The following is a 26,397-nucleotide window of genomic DNA, read 5'->3' on the forward strand; positions in this document are numbered from 1 at the left end:
CAGGCCTCAGGGCTTCGGCTCGATGCCGACCGGGGTCAGTGGACGGGGTGCGCCTCCGCCGCTCCGGGGTGTTCGAACTGAGTGCGGTAGAGCTCCTGGTAGCGGCCGCCGGAGGCCAGGAGTTCGGTGTGGGTGCCGCGTTGGACGATCTGGCCATCCTCGACGACCAGGATCAGGTCGGCGGCCCGTACGGTCGAGAGCCGGTGGGCGATCACCACGGCGGTACGGCCCTGCAGTGCCTCCGCCAGCGCCTCCTGCACGGCCGCCTCGGAGGTGGAGTCGAGGTGGGCGGTCGCCTCGTCGAGGATGACGACCCGCTGGCGGGCCAGCAGCAGCCGGGCGATGGTCAGCCGCTGCCGCTCGCCGCCGGAGAGCCGGTAACCGCGTTCGCCGACGACGGTGTCCAGGCCGTCGGGCAGCGAGGCCACCAGCTCGGCGAGGCGGGAGCGGCGCAGGGCATCCCAGATGTGGTCGTCGGTGGCGTCGGGCCGGGCAAGGAGCAGGTTGGCGCGGACGGATTCGTGGAAGAGGTGGCCGTCCTGGGTGACCATGCCGATCGTCTCGCGGATCGAGTCAGAGGTCAGGTCGCGCACGTCGATGCCGTTCAGCCGTACGGAGCCGGCGTCGGCGTCGTACAGCCGCGGCATGAGCTGCGCGATCGTGGACTTGCCCGCGCCGGAGGAACCGACCAGGGCCACCATCTGGCCGGGTTCGGCGCGGAAGGTGATGTCGTGCAGAACCTGCGTGCCGCCGCGGGAGTCGAGTGTGGCCACCTCTTCGAGGGAGGCGAGGGAGACCTTGTCGGCGGAGGGGTAGCCGAAGCGGACGCCGTCGAACTCGACGGACACCTGCCCGTCCGGTACCCGGCGGGCGTCCGGCTTCTCGGCGATCAGCGGCTTCAGGTCGAGGATCTCGAAGACCCGCTCGAAGCTGACCAGGGCGCTCATCACCTCGACACGGGCGCCGGCCAGGGCGGTCAGCGGGGCGTAGAGGCGGGTGAGGAGCAGGGCGAGGGCGACGACGGCTCCCGGGTCCAGGCTGCCCCGCAGTGCGTAATAGCCGCCGAGTCCGTAGACCAGGGCGAGGGCCAGGGCGGACACCAGGGTGAGCGCGGTGATGAAGACGGACTGGGACATGGCTGTACGGATGCCGATGTCGCGCACCCGGCGGGCGCGGGCGGCGAATTCGGCGGATTCGTCGGCGGGGCGTCCGAAGAGTTTGACGAGGGTCGCGCCGGGGGCGGAGAACCGTTCGGTCATCTGGGTGCTCATGGCGGCGTTGTGGTTGGCGGCCTCGCGCTGCAGCTTGGCCATGCGGGAGCCCATCCGGCGGGCCGGGACGACGAACACCGGTAGCAGGACGAGGGCCAGCAGGGTGATCTGCCAGGAGATGCTGAGCATCACGGCGAGCGTCATCAGCAGCGTGACGAGGTTGGAGACGACGCCGGAGAGGGTGTTGCTGAAGGCCCGTTGGGCCCCGATGACGTCATTGTTGAGCCGGCTGACGAGTGCGCCGGTGCGGGTTCGGGTGAAGAAGGCGACTGGCATCCGCTGGACGTGGTCGAAGACCGCGGTGCGCAGATCGAGGATCAGCCCCTCGCCGAGGGTGGCCGACAGCCAACGGGTGAGGAGAGCGAGCCCGGCCTCGGCGAGGGCGATGAGAGCGATCATCAGTGCGAGCCGGGTGACCGTGCCGTTCTGCTGGCCTTTGACTATGGCGTCGACGACGCGGCCGGCGAGCACAGGTGTGGCCACGGCGAGCAGGGCGGTGACCACACTGAGCAGCAGGAAACGGTACAGCTGCCGGCGGCGCGGCCGGGCGAAGGAGGCGATGCGTCGCAGGGTGGCCCGGGAGAAGGGTCTGCGATCCTGCTGGGCGTTCATCGCACTGTGCAGCGATGTCCACGCGGTGACTTCCATGTCCATGAGTGCCTCCGGAATCTGGTGGGCCGACGCGGTTCCCGTCGGCCGGCGTGGCCCGGGGCGCACCCAGAACGCTATGACCTGAACCAAACTTGAGGTCAACCGATTCCTTCAGGTCCTCACCAAGCGGCACCACAGCAGCCGTGCTCTGTGCGGTCACCGCCGGACAAGAGCGGTGACGCACAGAGCCGCTGCCCGCGATACGGACGGCACGGTTTTTTCTCGTACGACGTGAGGGACGTCGCGGCAGTCGGATCAGCCCAGGGAGGTCATGACGTGCTTGATCCGCGTGTAGTCGTCGAAGCCGTACGCCGACAGGTCCTTGCCGTAACCCGACTTCTTGAAGCCGCCGTGCGGCATCTCCGCGACGAGGATCATGTGGGTGTTGACCCACACACATCCGAAGTCCAGTGACCTCGACATCCGCATCGCGCGCGCGTGGTCCTTCGTCCACACCGACGACGCCAACGCGTATTCGACGCCGTTCGCCCACTCAAGGGCCTGCGCCTCGTCCGTGAACGACTGGACGGTGATGACCGGGCCGAAGACCTCGTTCTGGACGATCTCGTCGTCCTGCTTGAGACCGGAGACGACGGTCGGCGCGTAGAAGTAGCCCTTCGCGCCCACCTGGTGGCCGCCCGCCTCGACCTTCGCGTGCACCGGCAGCCGGTCGATGAAGCCGGACACCTGCGCGAGCTGGTTGGGGTTGTTCAGTGGGCCGTAGAGCACGTCCTCGTCGTCGATGCCACCGGTCTTCGTGTCGGCTGCGGCCTTTGCGAGGGCGGCCACGAACTCGTCGCGGACGGGTTCGTGCACCAGGACGCGCGTGGCGGCTGTGCAGTCCTGGCCCGCGTTGAAGAAACCCGCCGCCGTGATGCTTTCGACGGCAAGGTCGATGTCCGCGTCGTCGAAGACGATGACGGGCGCCTTGCCGCCCAGCTCCAGGTGGACCCGCTTGACGTCCTTGGCCGCGCTCTTGGCGACCTCGATGCCGGCGCGGACGGAGCCTGTGATGGCGGCGAAGGCGGGGGTCGGGTGTTCGACCATGAGGCGGCCGGTCTCCCGGTCGCCGCAGATGACGTTGAGAATGCCGGCCGGGAGGTTCAGTTCCTCGAGCACTTCCCCGACGATTTCGGCGAGCAGCACCGTGGAGGCCGGGGTGGTGTCCGACGGCTTGAGGACGACTGTGTTGCCCGCGGCGATGGCCGGGGCGAACTTCCACACCGCCGTCATCATGGGGTAGTTCCAGGGTGCGACCTGTGCGCAGACGCCGACCGGCTCGCGCCGGATGATCGAGGTGAGTCCCTCGGCGTACTCGCCGGCCGAGCGGCCTTCGAGCATCCGGGCCGCGCCGGCGAAGAAGCGGATCTGGTCGACCATCGGGCCGATCTCCTCGGCCCTGGTCACGGCGCGCGGTTTGCCGGTGTTCCGGCATTCCGCCTGGACCAGTTCGTCGGCGCGTGTCTCGACGGCGTCAGCGATCTTCAGAAGCAGCCGCTGGCGGGTGCTGGGCGTGGAGTCGCGCCAGACGGCGAAGGCGGCCGCAGCGGCCGCCATGGCCGCGTCCACGTCGGCCGGACCGGAGAGCGGCGAGGTGGCGTACGGCTCGCCGGTCGTCGGGTCGACGACGGGGAGGGTACGGCCGTCCTGTGCGTCGACGAACTTGCCGTCGATGTAGTTGCGCAGCGAATGAAGATCACTCACGCGTCTCTCCTAGTGGCTGGGTGCGGGGAACGGCTTCCGTGCAGAGCGGACACGGCGATGGCGCATCCGCCATACAGGCGCGCGGCGGACGCGGGGCGCGGTCGGGGTCCGGTTTGCGCCGGGGCGTGGTGGGCCCCGGGTGGTGATTGGGACGTTATCCGGGGTTCGACCCCCGATGAAGTATCGGAATCATCCATTGCTCTGATGTGCTAGTGGATGATCTGCACACTCTGGCCCCTTGCTCGGCACCTGGCGCCAGTCACGTCGCGTCGGCGCGTGGAGGTGACCGTCGCGCCGCGGCAGGTGAGGCTGTCGGACCGGCGAACGCAGCGCGCGCGTTTCGTTGTGTGCTGATTGCCCCCGCCGGCTGCGTGCCCCGGCCCGGCGGATGCACATGAGCGTCCCCCGGGCCAGGGCCGGCAGATCCAGTGAGGCCCTGAGTCAGTCAGGCGGCGGGCCGTAGACAGACGGGCAGGTGCTGGTGCCCATTGGTGATCAGCGAGGGCACGCGCTGGAGTTCGTCGGAGGGGCGGGCGAGCGCGGCGTGGGGGAAGCGATCGAAAAAGGCCCGCAAGGCGACGGCCCCTTCAAGGCGGGCCAGCGGAGCGCCGAGGCAGAAGTGGGCGCCGTAACCGAAGGCGAGGTGCTCCGGGCCTGGGGAGGTGCGGGTGATGTCGAAGCTCTCGGCGCTGTCTCCGTGCCAGTCGGGATGCCGGTTGGCCGCGGCGTAGGAGGCGAGGATCGCCTCCCCTTCGGCGATCACTTGGCCGTCGGGCAGTGGAATGTCACGGACGGCGAAGCGCATCGGCAGGTGCTTGACGGCCGGCTCCAGGCGCAGGGTTTCCTCCACAACGTCCCCCCATGTCGCGCGGCCTGAGCGGACGTTGTTGAGCTGTTCGGGGTGGGTCAGGAGCGCGGTGATGCCCTGGTCGATCAGATTGACGGTGGTCTCGTAGCCTGCACTGATCATCAGCAGCAGCGTGTCGCGCAGCTCGTTCTCGGACAGCGCCGACCCGTCCCCGTCCTCGTCCCGCGCGGCGATGAGCAGAGAGGTCATGTCGTCGCCGGGCTCGGCCCGCCTGGTGGCGATGAGGTCGTCGAGTACCGCGTAGAGGTCGGCAGTGTTTGCGGCGGCCTGCTCCGGGGTGAGCGTGGTTGCAAAGACGCCGTCGACGAGCGCGCGGAAGCCCTCCCGCCGGCCCGCGGGCAGACCCATGAGGTGGCTGATGACCTGGATCGGCAGCGGGTAGGCGAAGCGCTCACGCAGGTCGGCCTGCTCTCCGGGTTCGGTTTTCTCCAGGTCGTCGAGCAGGCCGGCGACGATGCTCTCAACGCGATCCTTGAGCGCTTCGACGCGCCGGGCGCTGAAGGCGGGGGCGACCATCCGGCGCAGCCTGCGGTGGTCCTGGCCGTAGGCGGTGAACATGTTCTCGACCGCGACCCATAAGGCGAGCGGCCACGTCTGTATGGCGCCGTTGAACTGCGGCCAATGCCGGCGGGCGTCCTTGGAAACGTCCGGGCTGGTCAGCAGCTTCTTCAGCAGATCGGGATCCGTGACGGACCACGCGGTTACGCCGAGGATGTCGACTCGGGCGGCGGGTCCCTTGGCGCGCAGCGTGCGGTGTTCGGTGTCCGGATCGGCGCCGGTGGGGTCAAGAACGAGAGGCTGCGGCATGGAGGGGTCTCCGTTTCTGGACTGGGGACGGTCGGGCGGTAAGGGCGCGGTGGAACGAGCCGGGTCGCCATCCCAGTTCGGGACCGTAGGGTCGACCTGCGAGGCACCCAGTTTGCCCACACCTCCCGACTTCAACTACTCCGGCGTCCAGCCCCCACCCCATCGGGTCCTTCCCCAACAACCCGACGCCGACGCATGAGTCAGCCAGAGCTGCGGTGTGGCTTGTCTCATAAGTGGTCACCAGGGGCCGGGCACGTGCGGCGATTGCCCGGAGCCAGGAGATCACGGGGCTGATGCCTGATGTGGTTGCGACGTGGGGCATTCCGTCGCCGGAAGCCCCACGTCACATCCTGGGCAGTGTCAGAAGCGTTCGTGCATCCCCGGAATCCCCGGAGGCGTGGGGACCGGAAGCGTGCGAGCATCCTGCTCTCGCCCACTGGCGGCCTTGCAGGTCACGTCCTTCGCCGGGAGCCTGCCGGTGGTCAGGTAGGCGGTGGCCGTCTTGTCGGCGCACGACTTGGAACCGTAGATGCCGTGTCCCTCACCCCCGGCGACCGTGACCATCCGCGAGCCTTTCAGTGCCCGGTGCATACCGCGGCCACTGGACAGAGGCGTCTGCGAATCCCACTCGTTCTGCAGGATGAGCGTGCCGACCCTGTTGTTCACCTTGGTTGCGGGCTCACTGCCGTTCTTCCAGAACGCGCACGGCTTGATATTGGACGCGAAGTCGCCGTACAGCGGGTACTTGGCCTTGTCCCGGATCGCGTCGGTGCGGTACTGCTCGGGGTCGCGCGGCCACGCCCGTGTGTCGGCGCACACGACGGACCAGAAGCTGGCATCGCCGTTGTCCGAGGGAACGGCACGACCGAACGACGGCGGAGCGGGGCGCGGGGTCATCCTGGGCTCAGAGGTGGCGGCCGGCTTGCCGGCAGCGGCCTTCTTCAGCTCGGCGACCGTCTCGGCGGCCTGCCGGACGCTGAAGAACACGGCGCGGCCGGCGCGAATGTCGTCGCCGGTGACCGGCTGCCCTTGGAATTCGATGGGCTTGCGGTCGGCTTGAGCGACGAGATCCCAGAAGGTCTTACGGACCTTTTCCGGGGTGTCACCCAGCTTGTACGTGGCGGCACGACGAGCGGTCCACTCGCTCCACCTCGTGAATGCGGGCTCTGCCCCCTCCGCCCAGACCTGGATCATGCCGCGCCAGATCCGCTGAGGGTCGACAGCGCTGTCCAGCACGAACCGGTCGGCGCGCTTGGGGAACATCTGCGTGTAGACGGCGCCGAGATAGGTACCGTAGGAGTACCCCAGGTAGGAGATTTTCTTCTCGCCCAGCACGCTCCGGATCACGTCCATGTCGCGGGCCGTATTGCGGGTGGTGAGGTGGCGCAGCTTGTCACCTCCCTTGGCGCGGCACTTCTCGGCCACGGTGCGGGCCCATTTCACGTCCTTCGCGAACGTTGCGGGCTTGTAGGGGCGCTGCCATTCCCGTTCCTTGTCGGTGAGGCCGCAGCTCACCGGGGAGCTCTGCCCGACACCCCGCGGATCGAATCCGATGAGGTCGTATCGTCTCTTCACCGACTTGGGCAGTTCGGGCTCCATCATGAGCGGCATGCTGAGGCCCTCACCGCCCGGGCCTCCGGGGTTGAGCAGCAGAACACCGCGACGCTCGCTCGCGGTACTTGTCTTGATCCGCGATATCGCAAGCTCGATTTTCTTGCCGCCGGGGCGGCTGTAGTCGAGCGGCACCTTGATCTTCGCGCACTGGTAGCCGGCGGGGTTTCCGCTCTCGCAGCGGTGCCACTTGGGCTTCTGCTGAAGGTACTGCTTCAGGGGGTCTGCAGCGGCCGAGGCCGTGGCAGGGGTGAACGCAGGAACCAGGGTTGCGGCGGCGCTCACCGCCAGAATGGGTGCTATTCGTCGAATTCGCACGTAGGGCGGTCCTTCTGATTGGGTGCGTTTGGACGCAGCAACCCTCTCGCGTAAGGCAGTTGGGGCGAATCCGCCGCCAGGGCGGGGTTCGTCCGACTGTGGATGTACGGGCCGCGTGACAGATGGTCCCAGGGTCGTACGCGACGAGGTGGCCAACTCGGCTAAGAAGTCCGGGCAGAACGGAGCGGACAGAACTCGGCGCCGGGAACTCCGTTGCCGACGAAGCGTGTTGGGGGACCGAGTGACGGCATGACACCTCCGAAATGCAGATCGGTGGACAGCGCGAGGCCGGAGTCGACCGGCATGCCCGCGAGAATGCTGCCCGCGCCTGTACGACCTGGCGCGGGCAGCGGTCACTTCGTGGCGTGGTTGCCCGTCGGCAACGGCATTCTGGGCGAACGGGCGGACTGCGCTTCCCGCGAATCCTGCTTCTTCAGGTGAACGATCGCCGCTTCTGCGTCAAGCGAGCGCACGCCATTTGACGGGCAGCCACGGGAGCGGGTCGGGTCAGCCGCGCAGGCGATAGCTGGTGGCGAATCCGGAAGTGCTGCACACGTTCAGCTGATTGCTGGTCTGGTCGTAGGTCCACCCGGACGGCACCGTACACGCCCACAGTCCGTTGGCCGGGCTGCGCAGGCGATAGCTGGTGGCGAACCCGGAGGTGCTGCACACGTTCAGCTGGCTCGAGACCCGATCGTAGGTGAGGTTCCAGTTGGGGAGGGTGCAGGCCCACAGGTTGTCCTGGGGCGCACGCATCCGGTAGCTGGTGGCGAAACCGCTGGTGCTGCACACGTTGAGCTGGCTGGAGGCCTGGTCGTAGGTGTAGCCGGAGTAGACACTGCACACCCAGATGTTGTCCTGCGGCGCGCGCAGGTGGTACGAGGTGTGGAATCCCGATCCGCACACATTGAGCTGGCTGGACACCCGGTCGTAGGTGTAGCCGGCGGGCACGGTACAGGCCCACGTGTTGTCCAGTCCGGCTGCCTGAGCCCGGGCGGCGGGCGCATTGACGGCCATGAGCAGGACGGCCGCGAGCAGGGCGAGTGCCGCCAGCAGCGATCTGGACGAGTCAGGGAATGAGCGCGTGGATATACGCACGTACCGCATGTACCACCTCTTTCTGGAAAGGCCCGCGCCGCCCGTTTCAATGGCGGCATGGACAGGCGGTGACTGTCGCCGCGTTGGGGTAAGGCGGGGCAGCCGCCGGGGGATCCGGCCTCAGCAAGTTAGCGATGCGGCCCGGAGAGTAAGAGGAGGTTTTCGGTCTATGTCAGAACAAGCCACCGGAATCAGGGATTCGAGTGCAATACGAGCCTCTTTCCATCCGCTTTCCATCGATCGACTCCGCGCCGCCGATTGCCCGGGGCGGGCGGTTTTGGACCGTGTTCGCCGCGACTCTCGGCGAGGCACGTTCTGCGAGGCTCGTCGTTCAGCGGGGAGCGGGGCCACTGTCCGTGGCTCAATGACGGGAGGAGTTCGTCGCCACCGTCGTGGTGTCCCCTCGTGCCTTGTGCGGCATCTCGCATCACCGTCTCGGCGGGCTGATCGAAGACCTCGCGCGCAGGCGAGCTGGGACGGCTGACGTTCGTCTCCGGCAAGCGCAGGCAGAAGAACACTGCAGCCCCCTACCCGGGGACTGCCACAGTGGTCCATGCGCTGCTCGTTGCCGTCCACGGAGATGCCGGGTGGTGTGCGTCACTCGGCATCTCCGCCGACATCACTAGGAGAGGTGGAGCGTGAGGTCGGTCTCCGTGTCACTGACATTGACGCCGTCCACGTATCCGCGGGCGTTGCGGTAGGACCCGGTGCCACCGGTGATCGCGAACGTGAACTCGGCGGGGAAGCCGACGACCACGGGGGCGATCCCCTGGAGGGTGATGTCACCCTTGGGCAGGCGGAGGGTGGCCTCGCACTGTCCCAGGTCCGGAGCAGCGCTGAACACCGTGCAGACGACGCCGTCGCTGCCGACCGACACTCCGTCATGGAAAAGCTCGTCGGCGAAGATGTACTCGTCGCCGAGGGGCCCATCGGGGTTCAGGTCGAGGAAGGCCGACTGCGTCGGAACGGCGACCAGCTCGATGACCTTGTTACCACCGCCACTGAGGCTCGCGTCGAGGTCGGGGGCGTCAGCCTGCGCAAGCGGTGCGCAGGTGAGGACGGCGGCCAGAGCGGTGACCGCGACCGGCCCCAGTGCCTTGAAATGGCGCATCATGCGTCTCCTACGAGGATTGATGGATGCATAAGTGGCGATATGTCACTTATGTGCCTTTTACTTACCTCATCGGAATTCCTGTATGGCGCGGCGCGCCGGGCCTGCACTGAATCCGGTCCGATCGGATCCATCGGCCGAGCGCTACGGCCTCCGGTTCAACTCCAGAGACCCGTAGAGCTTCTGAGGGAGCGTGGGATCCCGCTCGACATCTCTCGCCCGCGTGCACCTCACGCTGGACAATCCCGCCTCAGCCAGCGGTTGATTTGGCCCCCGGCTCCTATGGGCGCTGTGATGGCACTGGCGGGAGCGTCGGCCAGCGAGCGAGCATTCGTCGGCGCATGTCCGTACTGAGGCTGCTCAGGCCGCTCAGGTCGGCGTGGTCGGCAGTCATCCGGCTGACGACACCCAGCCGGTGGACAAGCCGTTGACGGGCGGTCACAGTGCCCCACTTCCAGTCCCGGTCCGGGATCCGGGCCAGGTGGTCGGTGGTTCCGCGGTGAGCCCGCGCGACCAGCGCGTCGCCCCGCAGCAGCCAGCCGGCGCACGCGTCGGCGAGATCGCCGTGGAGTTCGGTACCGGTCACGGTGCTCCATGCCGTGCGGTAGGCGGTTTCCGCTCGGTTCAGCAGCGGCGCGGCTGCCGCGGTGACACACCAGCACGTCGGGAATCCGACGCGCAGGTAGGCGAGCTCCACCAGGCCGCTGCCCAGTGAGGCCTGTTCGAAATCGATGAACCTGATCCCGCTGGTGGTGTACAGGTCATTGCCGGGACACGGATCCCCGTGGAGAAGGGCATGCCCCGGTGCCTGGCTGAGCCGGTGCGTAAGGTCCTCGAGTTCGCCGGACACGCCCGGCGCGACGGGAGCCTCAAGTGCCTCGGCCAGCCTGAGGAATGAGCCGACGTCGGCCTGGTCCGGGCCCCGCCAGCGGGGAAGAATTCCGATGTCCTCCGCGCCTGCGGTCGCGTGCAGCCGGGCCAGGGCCACGGCGTAATCGACGATCCAGTCGCTGGACGGGCGGTGGTGGTCCAGATGCTCCAGGACCAGTACCCGCCCGCCGGGATCGGTGCCGAGCAGTGCGGGCACCACGGGCGTGGCGGCTCGCGCGGCGAGCCGCAGCGCTGCCACCTCGCGGGCGTATCGCTCCTCGGCGTCGGGACCGTCGACGATCTGCTTCACCACCGCGGGTATCCCGGCCAGCTCAACGCGCCACACACGTGAGCGCGGGCTGCTGGCCAGTCGTCGAGAGCGCCTGGGCGAGCCCAGTTCGGTCAGTAACTCGTCCCCGAACGGCAGTCGCGACCACATTGGCTCATCCTTCCACGCGGGCGAACAACTCTGCGGCTGCGGCGGACAGGCGTCAGCCGTCCCCTGCCGCGCGGCGGGTGATCAGTGCTTCCAGGCCGTCCAGGATTCGGTCCAGGCGGGCGCAACATCGTCCAACGCCCGCCCGACCACGCAGACGGTCCTGCGGGATCGCAGTCATGGCGAACATCAGGTCCGGCAGAAAGAGCTGCTGACCCTTCGCTCGACCTCGTCGTCGCCCTGCGCAGTACACGCGCACAGCTGAGCACGTTCCTGCGTCTGGATCACCGCCAGCTCAAGGGGCAACGCACATGGTCCGTCGTCAGTCGCCCATGCCCGCCTGCTCACCCTAAACGGGTACGGTCACGCAGCGCTGGACAATCCGAGCAGCTGCGTCGGTCGGCATGCGGTCCGCTACTTCCTCAGCGGCGTTCTCCCGCCTCGCAGCGCCACATGCGAACAGGACACCCCGCCCTTCACCGAGCCGAACGCAAGCCGTTGTCGCCGGATCGGGGCGGTCGTTGGCGCGATCATCCGGCGACCGGCCATGCGCGAGTTCGTCAGGTGCGGCGCAGCACCCGTCCCGCGCCGGCTGCGACCGTGGTCGCGAGGAGCCACCCCGTGCCGACCAATACGACGGCAGCCCACTGCAGGGCCCCGCCCGGGGCGTAGGAGCGTTCCTGGCCCAGGTCCACGAGGGGCAGCAGCAGGTCGAGTGTGTAGATGGCCGCCTGGAAGTGCGGTGCCTTGCCGTCCCCCACCACCGTCGGGGGCCATGCAGTGAACAGCGCCGTTCCCAGGGTCAGGAAGCCCAGCAGGAGGGCCACTGCACGCATGGGGCGGTAGCCGTAGCCGACTGTCGCGTCCTGGATGAGACTCCACAGCCGGGCCGGGGGCGTCAGCGTGGAGCGCATGCTGCGGTGCTTTGCGACGAGTACGGTGCGGGCGTCGGCGTCCTGGCCCTGGCGTTGGCAGGTGGCGGCGAGCTGCTCGTAGGGCTGGGGGACGAAGCCGGCAGGGTCGCGGCCGAGCCAGGGCAGACGGGTGCGGGCCGGAAGGGCGGGCTGGACGCTGTCGTAGACGGCTCCGTCGAGGACGAGTCCGGCGGGCCAGGTGGCGGGATCGTCGCGCAGCATCCCGAATTTGCTCTGCCGCAGATCGATGATGCCCGCCGATGCCTCGCGGGTGTGCAGCGACAGTGTGGCCGCGGACGATCCGCGGCAGGACAGCGCCGTCTCGCCGGCGGGAACGTCGAGGGCGGCGTCGTCGAAGCAGAGGCGGCTGCGGACCGTGACACTGTTGAGGGAGATCCTGCCGTGCGCCGTGAATCCGTCGCACAGATTGAGCACGCCCCCCGTCTCGATTCCGTTGCCGCGCAAGGCGGGTTGAGTGTCGTGGGCCGTCAGGTCGGCGCCCTCAAGCAGGACGGCACCTCCGACGCGGGCGTCGCAGAGGTCGATCGTGCCGTGCGCGACGAGGCCGCCCCGGAGGTCGAGGTCGCCGCCGACGCGCAGACGGGCCGCGTTGAGCGCGAGACCCGAGTCGGAGGGGCTGCGGAACTGGGCGCGCCTGAGGACGACGCTACCCCGTACCGAGGTGTCCCGGAGGTCGACGGGACCGTGCACAGTCAGGCCGCCCCCGACCGACTCGATGTCGCCTCCGATCTCGGCGCACGCCAGGTGCAATGCCTGCCGTCCGGGCACGTGGGGGGCGATCGTGCTGTCGCCCAGCGCGACCGAGCCGCCCACTGAGGCCCCGTAGAGATTGACAATGCCGGTGCAGGCGAACCCTCGGCCCAGGTGCAGTCCGCCGCCCACGGCGAGTTCGGGTGCCTGAAGGCAGGCGCTCGCGCCGCTGATGCGCGCGCCGCCGAGCACCAGGACATCCTGTATTCGCGCACTGTTCAGGTGGACCGGCCCCGTGCACTGCAGGCCGGGGGCATAAAGGTCCTCACCCACGGCGACGGACTGGGCGTCGATCGCGGCTCGGCCTTCCGGCGGGCGTACCGACGTGTCCTTGAGGGACAGCCAGTTGCCGACGGTGAGGGAGCGCAGGTCCAGCGTGTCCGTGACCGTGCAGGCGACGATCTCGCACTCCTGACTGATGCGGGTCCCGAGCGCGCTCAGCCCCGGCATCTCGCAGTCGGTGAGTTCCAGGGCTTCGAGCTGAGCGCCGTCGAGGCAAGGCATTTCGTCGAAACGGCAGCCGTGCAGACGGACCGACCCAAGCACAGTGACCTCGGCGAGGTCGACGTCTCCCGTCACGTGCGTGTCGCGCAGCCGCAGGCGGGCCTGGCAGCCGGGGTGGGGCGGAGGCGCGGAGATCAGCAGCCGGCGGAGGGTGTCGCCGCCGACCTCGGGCGCGTCGTCGCACCACTCGCCGCGCCGGTACGCCTCCCACATCCGCCGCTCCTGCGGACTCCAGCCGTCCGGCGGGTCGTGCTGCGTCACGGTTGCCTTCCCATCCCTTGCTCCGTGACCGGTTGGCCGGAGCAGCTCTTCGGTACCCCGGCTGCGGCGGTCATGCCTCGCGGGGTGTTGATCGTGGCAGCCGGCCGTTGGACGGTCCAGAAGGGACCTGGATTCGCGGCTTGCGCCTGGCGAGTTGCGGGTTCCGTTCCGGTGGGTGCGAACCGACGGAGGTGAGCGGTACGCAAGGCGAGGAGCATTGCCGTCCGGAGTCATTGCGCACTCTGGCGCACGGCGCGCGTCCTACCTCGTCGTCACACTGGGGGGCTGCCATGCGTCGGTGCGGTCGTCGGCGGTTCCGTGGCGGAGCGTTGATGGGGAATAGGCAGCTCTCCCTGCTTCACGGCAATGGTCCGTGTCGGAGCTGGAACGCTGATGCCCTCGGCACGGTAGCGCCGGTGCAGACGCTTGATGAACTCGTGCTTGATCCGGTACTGGTCGCTGAACTCGCCGACTCCCAGGATCACCGTGAAGCTGATCCTTGAGTCACCGAACGTGTGGAAACGGACGGCCGGTTCATGGTCAGGCAGTCCACCGTCGATGTCCGCCATCACGCTCTCGACGACCTCCGTGGTGACCCGCTCGACATGGTCCAAGTCACTGTCGTAGCCGACTCCCACCTGGACGTTCAGCGTCATCTGCTGGTCCGGCCGGTGGAAGTTGGTCATGTTGGTGCCGGACAGCTTCGTGTTGGGGATGATCACCAGGTTGTTGGAGAGCTGGCGCACCACGGTGTTGCGCCAGTTGATGTCGACGACATAGCCCTCCTCGCCACTGCTGAGGCGGATGTAGTCACCGGGCTGCACGGTTCTGGAAGCAAGGATGTGCACTCCCGCGAAGAGGTTGGCCAGAGTGTCCTGCAAGGCCAGGGCGACTGCCAGACCTCCCACGCCCAGCGCGGTGAGCAACGGGGCGATCGAGACGCCCAGGGTTTCCAGTACGACAAGGAAACCCATGGCAAGTACCACGACGCGCGTGATGTTCACGAATATGGTGGCCGACCCGGCGACACCGGACTTGGACTGCGCCAGGGCCTGCACCAGCCCGGCGACGATCCTCGCGGCGGTGAGGGTCGCGGCCATGATGAGCACTGCGGTGAGCGTCATGGTGACGTTGCGTCCGACCCTGGCGTTCAGCGGCAGCACCGACGCGGCGACCGCCGCGCCGCCGGTGATCGCGGCCCAGGGAGCCAGCGCCCGCAGGGCGTGGACGATGACGTCGTCGCCGCTCCACCGGGTTCTGTCGGCCCGGACGGCAAGCCATTTCAGGACCACGTGCAGCAGCAGGGCCGCCGCGATTCCTGAGGCCACCGCGATTCCGGCGACGATCACGTCGTGCATGGTGAGGTCCCGGTTCACAGCGTCCCTCCAGTTGGACGGGGAAGAGTGCGGGCGGCGGTTGTTGCCGCCGGGATCCGGATGTGATGTGTCGTCACCTTGCCACCTATGCAGTTCTGGGAGTGCGGTTGTGCGGTCGCGTCGGGACGTATCGAGTCGACTCGGCGCGACCAGTCATCCTGCCGCACGCCACAGGCAGTGCTGCGGGCGGGCCCGCCTCGGCATCGCGGCCCAGGGTTCGTCTTCAAGGATCACTCAGGTGGTGGGGCTTGTTGAGGTCGGTTTCGGTCCTGAGCTCCCGGCAGTCATCAACAATCTATGAGGAAGCGGCGAGGACGGACTCGGCAACAGAAGTGCGGGCGTAGAGCACGGTGCGGCCCGCTCGGTGGGCGCTGACCAGGCCCGCGTCGCGCAGCGCGGTGAGGTACTGGGACACTCCGGCAGCCGAGAGCCCTGTGCGGTGGGCCAGTTCCGTGGTGGAGGCCGGCGTCTCCAGTTCGGTCAGCAGCAGGGTCCGGGAGCGGCCGAGTACGGCGGCCAGCGCGTCGGTCCTTGTGAGGGGCCGGGGTTCCCACAGTGAGCCCGTGCCACGCGCCGGATAGGCCAGTTGAGGCGGCTCCGGCGGCGTCACGCGCGTGAACGGGCCTGGTCCGGTGAAGGCCGAGGGAACCAGCAGCAGCCCCGCTCCCGCCGTCTTCCGGGACAGGGGCCGCTGCCGGCGAGCCAGCCGGAGCGCGTTGTCGTCCCAGCTCACCGAGGGGTGCAGATCGTTGAAGAGATGGCCTGCGCCGTGCTCGGCGACTTGCCGGGTCCGGTAGAAGATGTCGGCGTCGAGCACCGCCCGGATCCGGGCCCAGTAGGGCGCCAGCGCCAGTTCCCAATAGGTCTTGATCTCTTCCGCGACCCGGACCAGGCGGGCCTGCGGCTCGGCGTACAGGGTCCGCGCCCGGGGGCCGAGACGTCCCTGCTCGTGCCTCAGGCAGTCGAGGTCCTGGCGTACCTGGGCGGCGGGAGCGGCCAGGATCCTGGCCAACTCCTCCGCCAGCGGGGGAGCCGGCCCGGCGGGTGCCGGATTGAGAAAGTCGGGAACATATCCCGCGGGCGGGATCAGCTCGGCGAGCCAGCCCCGGTCAAGCCCGGCGGCTGTCAACCGTGGCCGTACTTGCTCGGCCCAGGGCCGGTGCACGGGATGCGCGGAGCCGGAGCGCAGCAGCCGGAAACTGGGCCCGACCTCCCACATCGGCGAGACGGTGAAGCGCATCTGCGCCAGATCACTCACGGAGAAGGCCAGTTCCACCAGAGCAGCCACCTCAAGGATTCACAAATGCCTTAATCAATGGCTTGGCAGCGTACATCGTGGAGATCATCCCGGACATGACCTCACAGACAATCACCGCAGCCGCATCGGGTACCTGGAAGCTCGGCGACTTGGCGGTCAACCGGATCGGTTTCGGCGCGATGCGCCTGACGCAGAACGGCGAGGCGTTCGCGGCAAACGCCGCTCCACGCGACCGCGGCCTGGCAATCAGCGTGCTGCGCCGCGCGGTTGAGCTCGAGGTGAACCACATCGACACCGCCGCGTTCTACTTCTCCTCGCTGCGTTCCGCCAACGAGCTGATCAACCGGGCACTCGCCCCCTACCCAGCCGATCTCGTGATCACCACCAAGGTCGGGCCCGGCCGAGACCCGTCAGGCCAGTGGCTGCCCCACGCCACCCCACAGCAGCTACGCGGCCAGGTCGAGGAGAACCTGCGCCAGCTCGGCCGGGATCACCTCGATGTGGTGAACCTGCGCATCGTCGGAACGGATTCGATCGCCGAGCGCTTCGGCGCACTGGCCCAACTCCGCGACGCCGGGCTCATCCGCCACCTGGGCCTTTCCAACATCACCCCCCAACATCTCGCCGAGGCCCAGGCCATCGCGCCGGTGGTCTGCGTCCAGAACCAGTACGGCATCGGCGTGCGGCCCGAGCACGACGAGTTCCTGCGTGCCTGCGGTGCGCAGGGTGTCGCGTTCGTACCGTTCTATGCGATCGCCGGGGCTGGGCGCGAGGCGGGTGCGAGTGGCACCGACAGCGACGAGGTGCTTGCCGTCGCGCGGGCGCATGGGGTGAGCGCGGCGCAGGTACGGCTGGCATGGACGCTGCACCGGGGGCCGCATGTGCTGGCCATCCCCGGTACCGGCAACCCGGATCACCTGGTCGCGAACGTGACCGCCGGCGCTTTGCGCCTTTCCGAGGACGAACTGGCCGTCCTGGACTCCCTCCACCGGGGCGGGGCGTGAGCGAAGGAATCCGGCCACTGCTGCCAAGGCCCCGGACGCTGAGCCCGGCGCCTGCTGTCAGCCGGCGCGAGCAGACTGGTGACCTCGGCGATCGCCTCAAGGACGGCTTGAAGTCCTTCCGGACGTTCTCCGGCCTCTTGCGCCGGGATGGGGAAGGTGACGCAGCGGGCGGCGAGCCGCGCCACTCAGCTCCTCGGTGGAGGGGCATGAAGTACGTCACGTGCCCATGCAGCCCTCACAGTGGCAAAGCGTCCTAAAAGGTACACAAGGTCACCATTCCTGGCGGTAATTAGTGCGCTTCATGCCGTTTTCTGAGGTAAATCCGAAGTGTCTAGCGAACGGAATGAGTGATTCCGGGATTCTTCACGGTAGCCGTGGGGCTCTGGTAGACGTGGCTGAGCCCAGCACGCACCAGCCGGAAGTATCGCCATGGACCAGGACCCCCCACCCGACCACATAGCCTTCACGATCGACCTCACCTTCGAGGAAGCCCGACGGCGGGCCGAGGTCGTGACCGCGCTCGGAACTGACTGGGACCCGGTTGCCGCCCTCCGCTCCGAGGACGAGGCCTACGCGCTGCTCTACTCCGGCCTGGACGCCGAGCAGCAGCGCACGTACGACATGCTCGTGGCTGCCGGAGTGCTGCCGGGAGGGGGGCCGGGCAATGCGACTTCCCATTGATCCGCAGGCCGACGGGGCCCGCCGTGCCTGGGTGCCCTGCCCCGGCTGCGACGACGCACGCGACTGCGCCACCTGTGCCGACCGGCGCAACTGCCGTGAGCACTGGCGCTATCTGATCTCCAACAAGGGCACCCGGGTCCACCTCCAGTGCCCGAGCTGCACCCACATGTGGACCCTCGAAACCCGCCGCGACAGGGGCCTTCCGGCCCAGTGACGCCGGGTCGGCAGTAGTACTGCACAAAAGGAGTGGCCCGGCCTCGCGACGCCTGCCGCAGCGGTGACTGACGCTGACGACTGCGCGGGGGAGCGGCGACCGCACTCGTTCGCGAGGGCAGTGCCCGGTGGCTGGCACTTGTCCCGGTCGCGTGGGGGGCGAAGAGCTGATGAACCGTCGCGAATGGCGGTTCTGGTGGGACTGAAGTGGCCTCCTTGGTGATGCCCCGGACTCGTCCGTCCCGGGCGTGCTGGCCGCTCCCGCCTCAGTAGGACATCCGGGCCTCGTATGCGGGCTGCCGCGGCCGGGCTCACCCGGCGGCGCGGCTGACGCTTTCCCAGCTCGCCCATACCTCCTTGCGCCGGTCGGCGCTCTCCTGGGCGACGTCGTACATCGCGCCGCCGACGCGATCGCCGGCGTCCAGGGCTGCCCGGGTGAAGGCGAGGCCTAAGCCGCTGGATGCGCCGGTGATGAACCAGACGCGGTCGGCGGCAGCAGTGCTTCGGGTCATGCGGTTCTCCCATTCATCGGTACGAGACGCTCCGCCTCGCTTGCTTCGGGTCTGGGTCGGACCCGGTCGTAGGCCTGCCTGTGCGAGGTCGCCGGGTCAAGCGCCTATGGGTGCCGTCCACTCGACGAGCTGGACGACGACGCCGTTGGGGTCGGTGACCTGGAAGAGCCGCTCGCCCCACGGCTCCTCGCGCAGCGGCATCGTGATGGGCGCCCCGGCCCTGCGCAGGCGCTCCTCGTGTTCGGCGATGGCGGTGACGGTGAACGCCACGATCAGGCCGGCGGCGCGCTGGTCGCGCTGTTCCGGGGGCAGGACCTCGGTGCCGCGCTGGAGCAGCACGAGGTCGACGGCGGCGTCCTCGCGGGCGAGGGAGGCGAAGCCGTCCGCGGCCATGACCTGGCGGTAGCCGAAGTGGGCGGTGAAGAAGTCGCTCGAGGCGGCGACGTCGTCGACGGTCAGGGAGACGGTGGAGGCGGTGATGTTGATGCGGAGCTCCATCTGTAGTGGCGGTGTGCGGGTGGTCGCGCAGGTGGAACGGATCAGGTGGCGGGGCTCAGGGGGTGCGGCGCATGCGGGTCCCTCCCTGGCAAAAACTTACGACGGCAGTAAACTTACGTAGAGCCTTCATCTCTGTCAAGCAAAAACTTACACCGGTGGTAAAGTTGCTCCATGAGTGCTGAACGTGTTGAACCCACGGGCCTCCGCGAGGCCAAAAAGTTGGAGACCCGGCAGCTGATCTCCGACCACGCCACCCGCCTGTTCATGCAACAGGGCTTCGAGGCGACGACCATCGCCGAGATCGCCACCGCCGCCCGCGTCGCCAAGAAGACGGTCACCAACTACTTCGCCCGCAAGGAAGACCTCGCACTCGACCACCACGAGGCATTCAGCAACAGCCTCGCCGCCACCGTCGCGGAGCGCGCCGAGGGTGAATCTGCCCTCACCGCCCTGCGCCGCGCCTTCGGTGCCGCGCTCGACACCCGCGACCCTGTCGCGGGGTTCGCCGGACCGGCCTTCTCCCGCATGATCGCCGACAGTCCAACTCTCACCGCCCGCCTGCGCGACCTCCACGACCAGCGTGAACACGCCCTCGCCCACGCTCTCGCCACCGCCACGGACGCCGCCCCCGGCGACATCACCCCCCGCGCCGCCGCCGCCCAACTCGCCGCCGCCCACCGCCTCTTGTTCACCCGCATCCAGGAACTCACCCTCGCCGGCCACGACAACGACCACATCGCCGCCACCCTCACCGCCGAAGCCGCCCACGTCTTCGAGCAGCTCGAACCCGCACTCGCCGGCTACGCCACCCGCTGACCCCACTGCGGCCGGCCCTTCCCGAGGCGCTCCAGGCACCCCGGCGAGCTTCTCCATCGTGACGGAAATTACATTCCTCCGATTTCTCCTATTTTGTGGATTATTCTGGGCGAATTCACTTGTGCAGGTCTGCTCTCGCTGGCCGAACGCACCTTTCCGGCCGTCGGCGCTACAGGGAGACACATGGGACGCGCACTCAGCACGATGGGCAACTGGCGGATCGTCGTGTCCGTCGCAGGCGGGGCTGTCGTGCTCGGGTTGGGCGGCCTCTACGTCACCGGACTGGTGGCCGGTGACGACATCGCCGAGGGCACGAGGGTGCGCGGGGTCGATATTGGCGGAATGAGCCGGGGGGAGGCCCAGCGGGTCCTGGACCGCAGGCTTGGGCCGGCCTTCGCGGCGCCGGTCGCGTTGAAGATCGGTGACCGCATCGAGAAGGCCGATCCCGGCGCGCTCGGGCTGTCTTTCGACACTGCAGCGACCGCCGATCATGCCGCGAGCGCAGGATCCGACCCGGTAACGGCAATCGGCAGGCTCTTCGCCTCCGACGGCGGGGATGTCGAGCCGGTGATACGCATGGACGAGCGGAAGAGCCGGGCGGAATCCGACCGTATCGCCGTGGCCACCAAACGGCAGGTCCGGGATGGGGCGATAGCGTTCGAGCAGGGCAGAGCGAAGGCCGTCGCTCCGGTCACAGGCGTCGCTCTGATCACGGACAAGGCCCCGGACACCATCCGCGACGGCTATCTCCGCACAACGAAGGCCCCCGTCGTGATGCCGGTGAGGCAGACGCAGCCCCGGATCGGCCCGCACGAGACCGAGCGGGCCATGAAGGAGTTCGCCCAGCCCGCGATGTCCGGACCCGTCACGCTCACCCTCGCCGAGAAGCGCATATCCATAGCTCCCTCCGCGCTCGGCAGGCATCTGACGATGAAGCCCGACAGCCGGAACCGTCTCGTACCGGCCCTCGACTCCAAGGGTCTGCTCGCCGACTCCGCTGTCTCCCGCTCGGTGCAGGACGCCTCCCCGGGCCCTCGGGACGCCGTGCTCCGGCTCGACGGCGACGGCCGAGTGGTGGTGGCCCAGGAAAGCGGCGTGGGGCGGCAGGTCACCCCGAAGGCACTCGGCGAGGCCGTGGTACCCCTGCTGACCGGCTCCGGCCCGGCCCGCACCGGCGAGATCGCCGCGGTAGAGGTCCAGCCGCAGTTCACGAGTGCCTCGGCACAGCGGCTCGGCATCAAGGAGAAGGTCTCCTCATTCACCGTTGCTTTCCCGCCCGCCCCCTACCGCAGCACCAACATCGGGCGTGCGGTGCAGCTCATCAACGGCTCGGTTGTCCTCCCCGGACAGGAGTGGAGCTTCAACCGAACGGTCGGCGAGCGCACGAAGGACAACGGCTTTGTCGACGGCATCATGATCAACAATGGTCAGTACGTGAAGTCGCCCGGCGGCGGCGTCTCTGCAGTCGCCACCACCATGTTCAACGCCATGTTCTTCGCGGGCGTCAAGCCCGTGGAGCACGGCGCCCACTCCTTCTACATCGAGCGCTACCCCGAAGGCCGCGAAGCCACGGTCGCGTGGGGCACCCTCGACCTGCGCTGGATCAACGATTCCGGTCACGCCCTCTACATCAAGGCCGAATCCACCGACACCTCGGTGACCATCACCTTCCTCGGCACGAAGAAGTACGACGAGATACGTGCGACCAAGGGGCCGCGCACCAACATCAAGCCGCCGGGCACGCGCACGGGCAGCGGCCCGAAGTGTGAAGTCCAGACCCCACTCGAAGGGTTCGACGTCTCCGTCGGCCGGGTCTCCATGCAGGACGGCCAGGAAGTCAAGCGCGAAGACTTCAAGACCCACTACACGCCTCGCGACAAGGTCACGTGCACCCCGGAGGAACCGGCTTCCGCAGCGGCGGCGGGCCGTTCGGACGCACCGGGCGCGACGGCAACGAGTGACGGCGCGCCCCTCGGCTGAATTCGGTGAGCTCCTTGTGCTGCCGACCGGTGCTGCGGAGTTGCCCGGGTGTGGTGGCCAGGCAGCCGCGCGGCGGCAGGCGCCTTCGGGCAGGTCACAGGAGCCGACCGGGCGGCCGTCGTCGTCGTGCCCGGGCCGACGTCAGGAGCTCGTGAGGATGATGAGTTGCTGGGTCGCTCGGGTCATCGCGACATAGCGGTCGACGGCTCCTTCGACGCCCTTGCCGAACGCCTCCGGGTCGATGAGGACGACCAGGTCGAACTCGAGCCCCTTCGACAGCTCCGGGGTCAGCGACCGGACGCGGGACGTCGTCCGGAATGTGGGATCGCCGATGACGCAGGCGATCCCGTCGGCATGTGCGGCGAGCCAGGTGTCGAGGATCGAGTTCAGATCCGCAGCAGATCCGTGTAGGACGGGGACGTTGCCGCTGCGGATGGACGTCGGCACGTTGGCGTCCGGGAGCACGGCCCGGATGACCGGCTCGGCTTCCGCCATGATTTCTTCCGGCGTCCGGTAGTTGATGCTCAGGGAAGCCAGGTTGATCCGGTCGAGCCCGATCCGCTCGAGCCGTTCCTGCCACGACTCCGTGAACCCGTGCCTGGCCTGGGCACGATCCCCGACGATGGTGAAGCTCCGGGACGGGCACCGGAGCAGCAGCATCTGCCACTCTGCGTCGGTCAGTTCCTGAGCCTCGTCCACGACGATGTGCGCGAACGGGCCGGCGAGCAGGTCCGGTTCGGTGCTGGGCAGTGCGGTCTCGTCGATCAGGCTGTCCTGCAGGTCCTGTCCGCGCAGCATCGTCACCGCACCTTCACCGTCGGCATCGGCCTCGAGCACGGCGTCGATGACGCCGGCCATGCGCTCGCGTTCGGCGGCGAGAAAGGCGTTGTGCCGACGCTTACGCCGCGACGCCTCCGGGTCGCCGAGCCGCTGCCGTGCTGCGTCCAGGAGCGGCAGGTCGGACACCGTCCAGGCCTGGGCGTCCCCGCGCTGCAGCTGCGACACGTCATCGGGGCTGAGCCAGGGAGCGCACATCCGCAGGTAGGCGGGTACCGACCACAGATCTCCGACGAGGTCAGCCGCTTCGAGCAGCGGCCACGCGCGGTTGAAGGTCGTGAGCAGCTCCCTGTCCTGCAGCAGCGACTTACGGAGCAGGTCGGGCGAGACGTCGCCGTCGTGCTTGTCCACCAGGATCGTGAGCAGTTCCTCCCAGATCTGGTCGCGCGCCTCGTTGTGCGGAGTACCGGGTCCTGCTGCTTCGAACGCCACGGCCCAATCGTCGGCGCTCAGCCAGATGTCGGACCAGTGGGTCGTGACCGTCATCCCCTTGGTGGGCGGCTCCTCGTAGAACCTGACGGCCTTCTCGATCGCCTTCACCAGGTTCGCGGACGACTTCAGGAGAGCCACCTTCGGGTCGGCCTCGATCGCTGCTGCGGCTCCCTCGGCGACGAGGTCCCGCAGGGTGCAGGTCTGCACGCCCTCCTCTCCGAGGCTGGGGAGGACGTCGGCGACGTAGCCCAGGTAGGGCTGGTGCGGACCGACGAACAGCACGCCGCCACGGCGGTGACCGAGGCGAGGGTCGGAGTAGAGCAGGTAGGCGGAGCGGTGCAGAGCGACGACGGTCTTCCCCGTACCCGGACCGCCGTCGACGACGAGAGCGCCCCGGGATCCCGCGCGGATGATGGCGTCCTGGTCGGCCTGGATGGTGCCGAGCACGTCTCGCATCCGTGCCGACCGGTTGCTGCCCAGGCTGGCGATGAAGGCGGACTGGTCGTCGAGCGCGGCGTGCCCGACAAACCCGTCCGACGTGAACACCTCGTCCCAGTAGTCGCTGATCCTGCCGCGGGTCCAGCGATACCTGCGGCGGCTTGCCAGACCCATCGGGTTGGCGTGGGTGGCTCCGAAGAACGGCTCAGCCGCGGGGGAGCGCCAGTCGAGCAGCAGCCGACGACCCGCGCTGTCCTTAAGGCCAAGTCGTCCGACGTACACGGGCTCGGGGTTGTCTGTGCCGACCATGTGTCCGAGGCACAGGTCCAGACCGAAGCGACGCAGCGCGCGCAGGCGAGCGGTCAGCCGGTGGATCTCCATGTCCCGGTCCATCGCCTGCTGGCCTACGCCGCCAGGCGCCTTGAGCTCGGCATCGAGGCGGTCGGACAGATCGGCGATCGACTGCTCGAGGCACTCCGCGATGGCCGCGAAGTGCTGCTCATCGCCGGCGATCAGCGTCGCGTCGGCCTTGAGGGAGAGGCGGTCGGGAAGGTCAAACGCCCTGGTGGTCAGGGGGTTCACGTTATTGGCTCCGATCTGAGTTCACTTGCGAACATTGCGTGCAGCAAGGCGTGGGGACCGGCGTGACGAACCTGGTGGCCATGACGAGCAACGCTCCGTCTGACGTGGCCCCCGTGGCCGATGTCGGTTCAGGTCGCCAAGGGTTTGCACGTTCTCGTGTTCTGGGTCCTGGCTCGACGATCCCGCGTGGTTCACGCGGACACGGGCGGCCTTTCCCGGCTGACCGCGTCGAGCAGCAGCTTCGCGGCCACCGTCGCCCCGTCGGTGCGGATCGTGCCGGCCACGGCCCTCGCTCGTGCGCGGGTCTCGGGGGTCAGCGCCGTTTTGAGTGCGGCCGACAGGGACTCGAAGGCCGGAGTCGGACCGTCGTGTGCCGCGCCGATGCCCAACTCGGCCACCCGGCCTGCCCAGTACGGCTGGTCCACGATCTGGGGCACCACCACCTGGGGCGCGCCGGCCCGGGCGGCCGTCGTCGTGGTGCCCGCGCCGCCGTGGTGCACGACGGCGGCCACCCGGGCGAACAGCGCCTGCTGGTTGACCTCGCCGACGGCGAAGCAGTCGCCCTGGTCGTCGATCAGGCCCAGTTCGGCCCAGCCGCGGGAGACGAGTACGCGGTGGCCCTGCGCGCGGATCGCCTCGACGGCTACCTGGGCGGCGTCCTTCGAGGCGCGCATGGGCATGCTGCCGAAGCCCACGTACACCGGTGGTGTGCCGACGTCCAGGAACGCCACCAAGTCGGCCGGGAGCGGGCGTTCGTCCGGCAGGATCCACGCGCCGGTCTGCACGACGTCGAGGTCCGTCAGCTCCTGCCACGGGCCCAGGATCGGGTCAGCCGCCAGCCACGGCTGGTCGGTGAAGACGTGGTCGCGGACGTTGTCCACCGGTGGCAGGCCGATCGACGCCCGGTGGGTGTTGAGCGCCTCGCCGTACAGTGCGTTCACGCGCTGGGCGTCCAGGTCCCACAGCACCCGGTTGTCGGTCACCTCCGGTGGGAACGGCCGGCCCGGCCGCTGCGACGGCGGGTAGTGCGGCGACGGCAGTTCGAACGTATGGAAGCACGCGTATACGTAGCGGATGCCCAGTTTCTCGGCCACCGACCGGACGCCGGCCGGCATCAAGCCGCCCGCCACCAGCACATCGCATCCCTCGGCCGCCGCGGCGACCGTGTCGAAGTGCGCGGCGACCAGATCGGCCGCGAGCCGGGGCGCGTCCGCAGCCGACGGCGGCGTCGCCGCGGTCACCAGCGCGCGCACCGACTGGCCGAACGGCACCAGCTCCACGCCGACACCGGCCAGCAGCTGCGCGAACTCCTCGTCCGGCGGCGCGCACACCCGTGCCTCCGCGCCGAGTTCCCGCAACGCCACCGCGAGTCCCACCATCGGTTCGACGTCCCCGCGCGACCCATACGACAACAACAACGCACGCATTCCGCGACTCCCATTTCCGCAGGTCCTGGCCTCGGCCGGCAATTCTGCGGCACGACCCGGGCCTTGCCGCAAGCCCCCCGGTGCGCTATAAGTTGAGAGTGGCAAGGAGTGGGATCTCCTTGCCTTTGCCTTTTGGCCGTCCGCTGTGGACGGACAACCTCCGCGGGAAGCGGCGCCGCGTACGGCGGTACCGTCGGCCCAGGAGGATCTCCCATGGGCCTACGGATGCAGTCGCGGATGTCGCCTGTGGCGATCAGTGCCCAAGAAGGGCGATGCATCGGTGTGCCCAGCCTGAAGTTGTACGCACGTGGCTGCGGTCTATGAACGGTCTGCGGCCAACTCCTGGCATCGCCTACGGGATCCGCGGCCGCCGGCAGCGCGAGACCGAGCCGGGTCAAGGACGCGAGCAGCCGCGCCACACCCGTTACCCGGCTAGTTTCGTCATGATCTGCTTGGCATTCTCTTTGAGCTTGGCCTGAAGCTCCTGGTCCGTGGCAGGCCAGGAGGCCGGCGTTTTCGCGAACCCGCTAGAGGTGCACGACAGGACCAGTGAGCCGTGCTGGACAACGATTTTGTACAGCGAGACATCAGTCGGTTTCCAAGGCTGGCTGCCGTAGTACTGTCGCCGCACGTACGCCACGCTGCCCAGATCCTTCAGGTCCGAAACGGTCGTATCGCTATCGACAGCGGCGGTGTCGCTTGTCTTGAACTTGTCGAACATCTCCTTGGCCGCGGCCTCGCCGGTCGGATGGATCGCGATGAACGTCGCCAGCTTGAGCGACCCGCCTGTGCCATCGAAGTCCATTTCGCAGTTCCCGCCCTGCAGGCCCTGGGTCAGATCGCTCGATCTTTTCACCGGGGACGAAGCAGTGAAGGCTGCTGGGGTGTCCGTGGGGACCACTCCGCACGCGTCACCGTCGAGTTTGTAGGGCGGTGGAGCCTCCGGCGCGTTGGAAGAACACCCGGCTGCGAGGCTCAACAGTACGGCCGAGAGCAGCGGACGCATCGTGCGCGGGGAACTCATTTCAGGATCCTTGCACAGTGTGGCAACGCGGAAGGTGCCTATGGCGGCGACGAGTTGGTCGTCGAAGGCGTGAACTGAAACGACCCCACCATCTGCCTGGCCGGACTCCACATCGCGGGCATCC

At 68.4% G+C, this 26,397-nt stretch carries 20 protein-coding genes and 1 pseudogene; 6 read left to right on the top strand and 15 right to left on the bottom strand.

Translation table 11 applies throughout. The features are described 5' to 3' along the window. Positions 1 to 35 precede the first annotated feature (35 nt). From OG729_RS38205 to OG729_RS38235, 7 genes are all read right to left on the bottom strand, one after another. Positions 36 to 1,925: an ABC transporter ATP-binding protein gene (locus OG729_RS38205; RefSeq protein WP_405810707.1), complete on the bottom strand. Its 1,890-nt coding sequence runs from the start codon at positions 1,923 to 1,925 to the stop codon at positions 36 to 38. A 252-nt stretch (positions 1,926 to 2,177) separates the two neighbouring features. Beyond that, the gene (locus OG729_RS38210) at positions 2,178 to 3,626 is read right to left on the bottom strand and encodes a gamma-aminobutyraldehyde dehydrogenase (protein WP_405810709.1); all 1,449 of its coding nucleotides are present in this window, start codon (positions 3,624 to 3,626) and stop codon (positions 2,178 to 2,180) included. A gap of 445 nt (positions 3,627 to 4,071) precedes the next feature. Further along, positions 4,072 to 5,301: a cytochrome P450 gene (locus tag OG729_RS38215; RefSeq protein WP_405810710.1), complete on the bottom strand. Its 1,230-nt coding sequence runs from the start codon at positions 5,299 to 5,301 to the stop codon at positions 4,072 to 4,074. Between the two features lie 360 nt (positions 5,302 to 5,661). Next, a complete protein-coding gene (locus OG729_RS38220; RefSeq protein WP_405810712.1) occupies positions 5,662 to 7,230 on the bottom strand; it encodes an alpha/beta hydrolase in 1,569 nt (522 codons plus the stop codon). A gap of 507 nt (positions 7,231 to 7,737) precedes the next feature. Further along, complete coding sequence (locus OG729_RS38225; RefSeq protein WP_360875054.1) at positions 7,738 to 8,337, bottom strand: hypothetical protein; 600 nt, start codon at positions 8,335 to 8,337, stop codon at positions 7,738 to 7,740. Positions 8,338 to 8,950: 613 nt separating this feature from the next. Next, on the bottom strand, positions 8,951 to 9,442 hold the full coding sequence (locus OG729_RS38230) for an allene oxide cyclase barrel-like domain-containing protein (RefSeq protein ID WP_405810714.1): 492 nt from the start codon (positions 9,440 to 9,442) through the stop codon (positions 8,951 to 8,953). A 277-nt stretch (positions 9,443 to 9,719) separates the two neighbouring features. Continuing rightward, positions 9,720 to 10,748, bottom strand: a complete 1,029-nt coding sequence (locus OG729_RS38235) for an aminoglycoside phosphotransferase family protein (RefSeq protein WP_405810715.1) — start codon at positions 10,746 to 10,748, stop codon at positions 9,720 to 9,722. Positions 10,749 to 11,085: 337 nt separating this feature from the next. Here OG729_RS38235 and OG729_RS38240 point away from each other — a divergent pair. Then, positions 11,086 to 11,190 (top strand): annotated as a pseudogene (locus OG729_RS38240) (alpha/beta hydrolase); the annotation flags it as partial. Between the two features lie 115 nt (positions 11,191 to 11,305). On the opposite strand, the gene OG729_RS38245 reads toward OG729_RS38240, so the two are convergent. The 3 genes from OG729_RS38245 to OG729_RS38255 form a co-directional block, all read right to left on the bottom strand. Further along, positions 11,306 to 13,195: a hypothetical protein gene (locus tag OG729_RS38245; protein WP_405810717.1), complete on the bottom strand. Its 1,890-nt coding sequence runs from the start codon at positions 13,193 to 13,195 to the stop codon at positions 11,306 to 11,308. A 272-nt stretch (positions 13,196 to 13,467) separates the two neighbouring features. Next, complete coding sequence (locus OG729_RS38250) at positions 13,468 to 14,571, bottom strand: mechanosensitive ion channel family protein (protein WP_405810718.1); 1,104 nt, start codon at positions 14,569 to 14,571, stop codon at positions 13,468 to 13,470. Between the two features lie 295 nt (positions 14,572 to 14,866). Further along, positions 14,867 to 15,811, bottom strand: coding sequence for an ArsR/SmtB family transcription factor (locus OG729_RS38255; protein ID WP_405811435.1), 945 nt, complete (start codon positions 15,809 to 15,811; stop codon positions 14,867 to 14,869). 113 nt (positions 15,812 to 15,924) lie between these two features. Between OG729_RS38255 and OG729_RS38260 the strand changes: the two genes are divergently transcribed. The 3 genes from OG729_RS38260 (at position 15,925) to OG729_RS38270 (ending at position 17,728) form a co-directional block, all read left to right on the top strand. Further along, positions 15,925 to 16,833 carry an aldo/keto reductase gene (locus OG729_RS38260; RefSeq protein WP_405811436.1) on the top strand — a complete coding sequence of 303 codons (909 nt, stop codon included), beginning with the start codon at positions 15,925 to 15,927 and terminating at the stop codon, positions 16,831 to 16,833. A 429-nt stretch (positions 16,834 to 17,262) separates the two neighbouring features. Beyond that, positions 17,263 to 17,514, top strand: a complete 252-nt coding sequence (locus tag OG729_RS38265) for a DUF6400 family protein (RefSeq protein WP_405810719.1) — start codon at positions 17,263 to 17,265, stop codon at positions 17,512 to 17,514. Next, positions 17,498 to 17,728, top strand: coding sequence for a hypothetical protein (locus OG729_RS38270; RefSeq protein WP_360875040.1), 231 nt, complete (start codon positions 17,498 to 17,500; stop codon positions 17,726 to 17,728). The genes OG729_RS38265 and OG729_RS38270 overlap by 17 nt, the downstream gene beginning before the upstream one ends. 310 nt (positions 17,729 to 18,038) lie before the next feature. On the opposite strand, the gene OG729_RS38275 is transcribed toward OG729_RS38270, so the two are convergent. Both OG729_RS38275 and OG729_RS38280 read right to left on the bottom strand, forming a co-directional pair. Continuing rightward, positions 18,039 to 18,239, bottom strand: a complete 201-nt coding sequence (locus OG729_RS38275) for a hypothetical protein (protein ID WP_405810721.1) — start codon at positions 18,237 to 18,239, stop codon at positions 18,039 to 18,041. Between the two features lie 96 nt (positions 18,240 to 18,335). Next, positions 18,336 to 18,725: a VOC family protein gene (locus tag OG729_RS38280; protein ID WP_360875205.1), complete on the bottom strand. Its 390-nt coding sequence runs from the start codon at positions 18,723 to 18,725 to the stop codon at positions 18,336 to 18,338. Between the two features lie 183 nt (positions 18,726 to 18,908). Between OG729_RS38280 and OG729_RS38285 the strand changes: the two genes are divergently transcribed. Further along, the gene (locus OG729_RS38285) at positions 18,909 to 19,553 is read left to right on the top strand and encodes a TetR/AcrR family transcriptional regulator (protein ID WP_405810722.1); all 645 of its coding nucleotides are present in this window, start codon (positions 18,909 to 18,911) and stop codon (positions 19,551 to 19,553) included. 183 nt (positions 19,554 to 19,736) lie between these two features. Then, positions 19,737 to 21,533: a VanW family protein gene (locus tag OG729_RS38290; protein WP_405810723.1), complete on the top strand. Its 1,797-nt coding sequence runs from the start codon at positions 19,737 to 19,739 to the stop codon at positions 21,531 to 21,533. A gap of 141 nt (positions 21,534 to 21,674) precedes the next feature. Here the strand turns inward: OG729_RS38290 and helR are convergent, their stop codons facing one another. The 3 genes from helR to OG729_RS38305 all read right to left on the bottom strand — a co-directional run bounded on the left by helR (position 21,675) and on the right by OG729_RS38305 (position 26,384). Beyond that, on the bottom strand, positions 21,675 to 23,822 hold the full coding sequence (gene helR / locus OG729_RS38295; RefSeq protein ID WP_405810724.1) for an RNA polymerase recycling motor ATPase HelR: 2,148 nt from the start codon (positions 23,820 to 23,822) through the stop codon (positions 21,675 to 21,677). A 191-nt stretch (positions 23,823 to 24,013) separates the two neighbouring features. Further along, on the bottom strand, positions 24,014 to 25,249 hold the full coding sequence (locus OG729_RS38300) for a glycosyltransferase (RefSeq protein ID WP_405810725.1): 1,236 nt from the start codon (positions 25,247 to 25,249) through the stop codon (positions 24,014 to 24,016). A gap of 424 nt (positions 25,250 to 25,673) precedes the next feature. Beyond that, complete coding sequence (locus OG729_RS38305) at positions 25,674 to 26,384, bottom strand: hypothetical protein (RefSeq protein ID WP_360875022.1); 711 nt, start codon at positions 26,382 to 26,384, stop codon at positions 25,674 to 25,676. Between the last annotated feature and the right edge of the window lie 13 nt (positions 26,385 to 26,397).

This window comes from Streptomyces sp. NBC_00210, assembly GCF_045160975.1.
GTDB lineage: Bacteria > Actinomycetota > Actinomycetes > Streptomycetales > Streptomycetaceae > Streptomyces.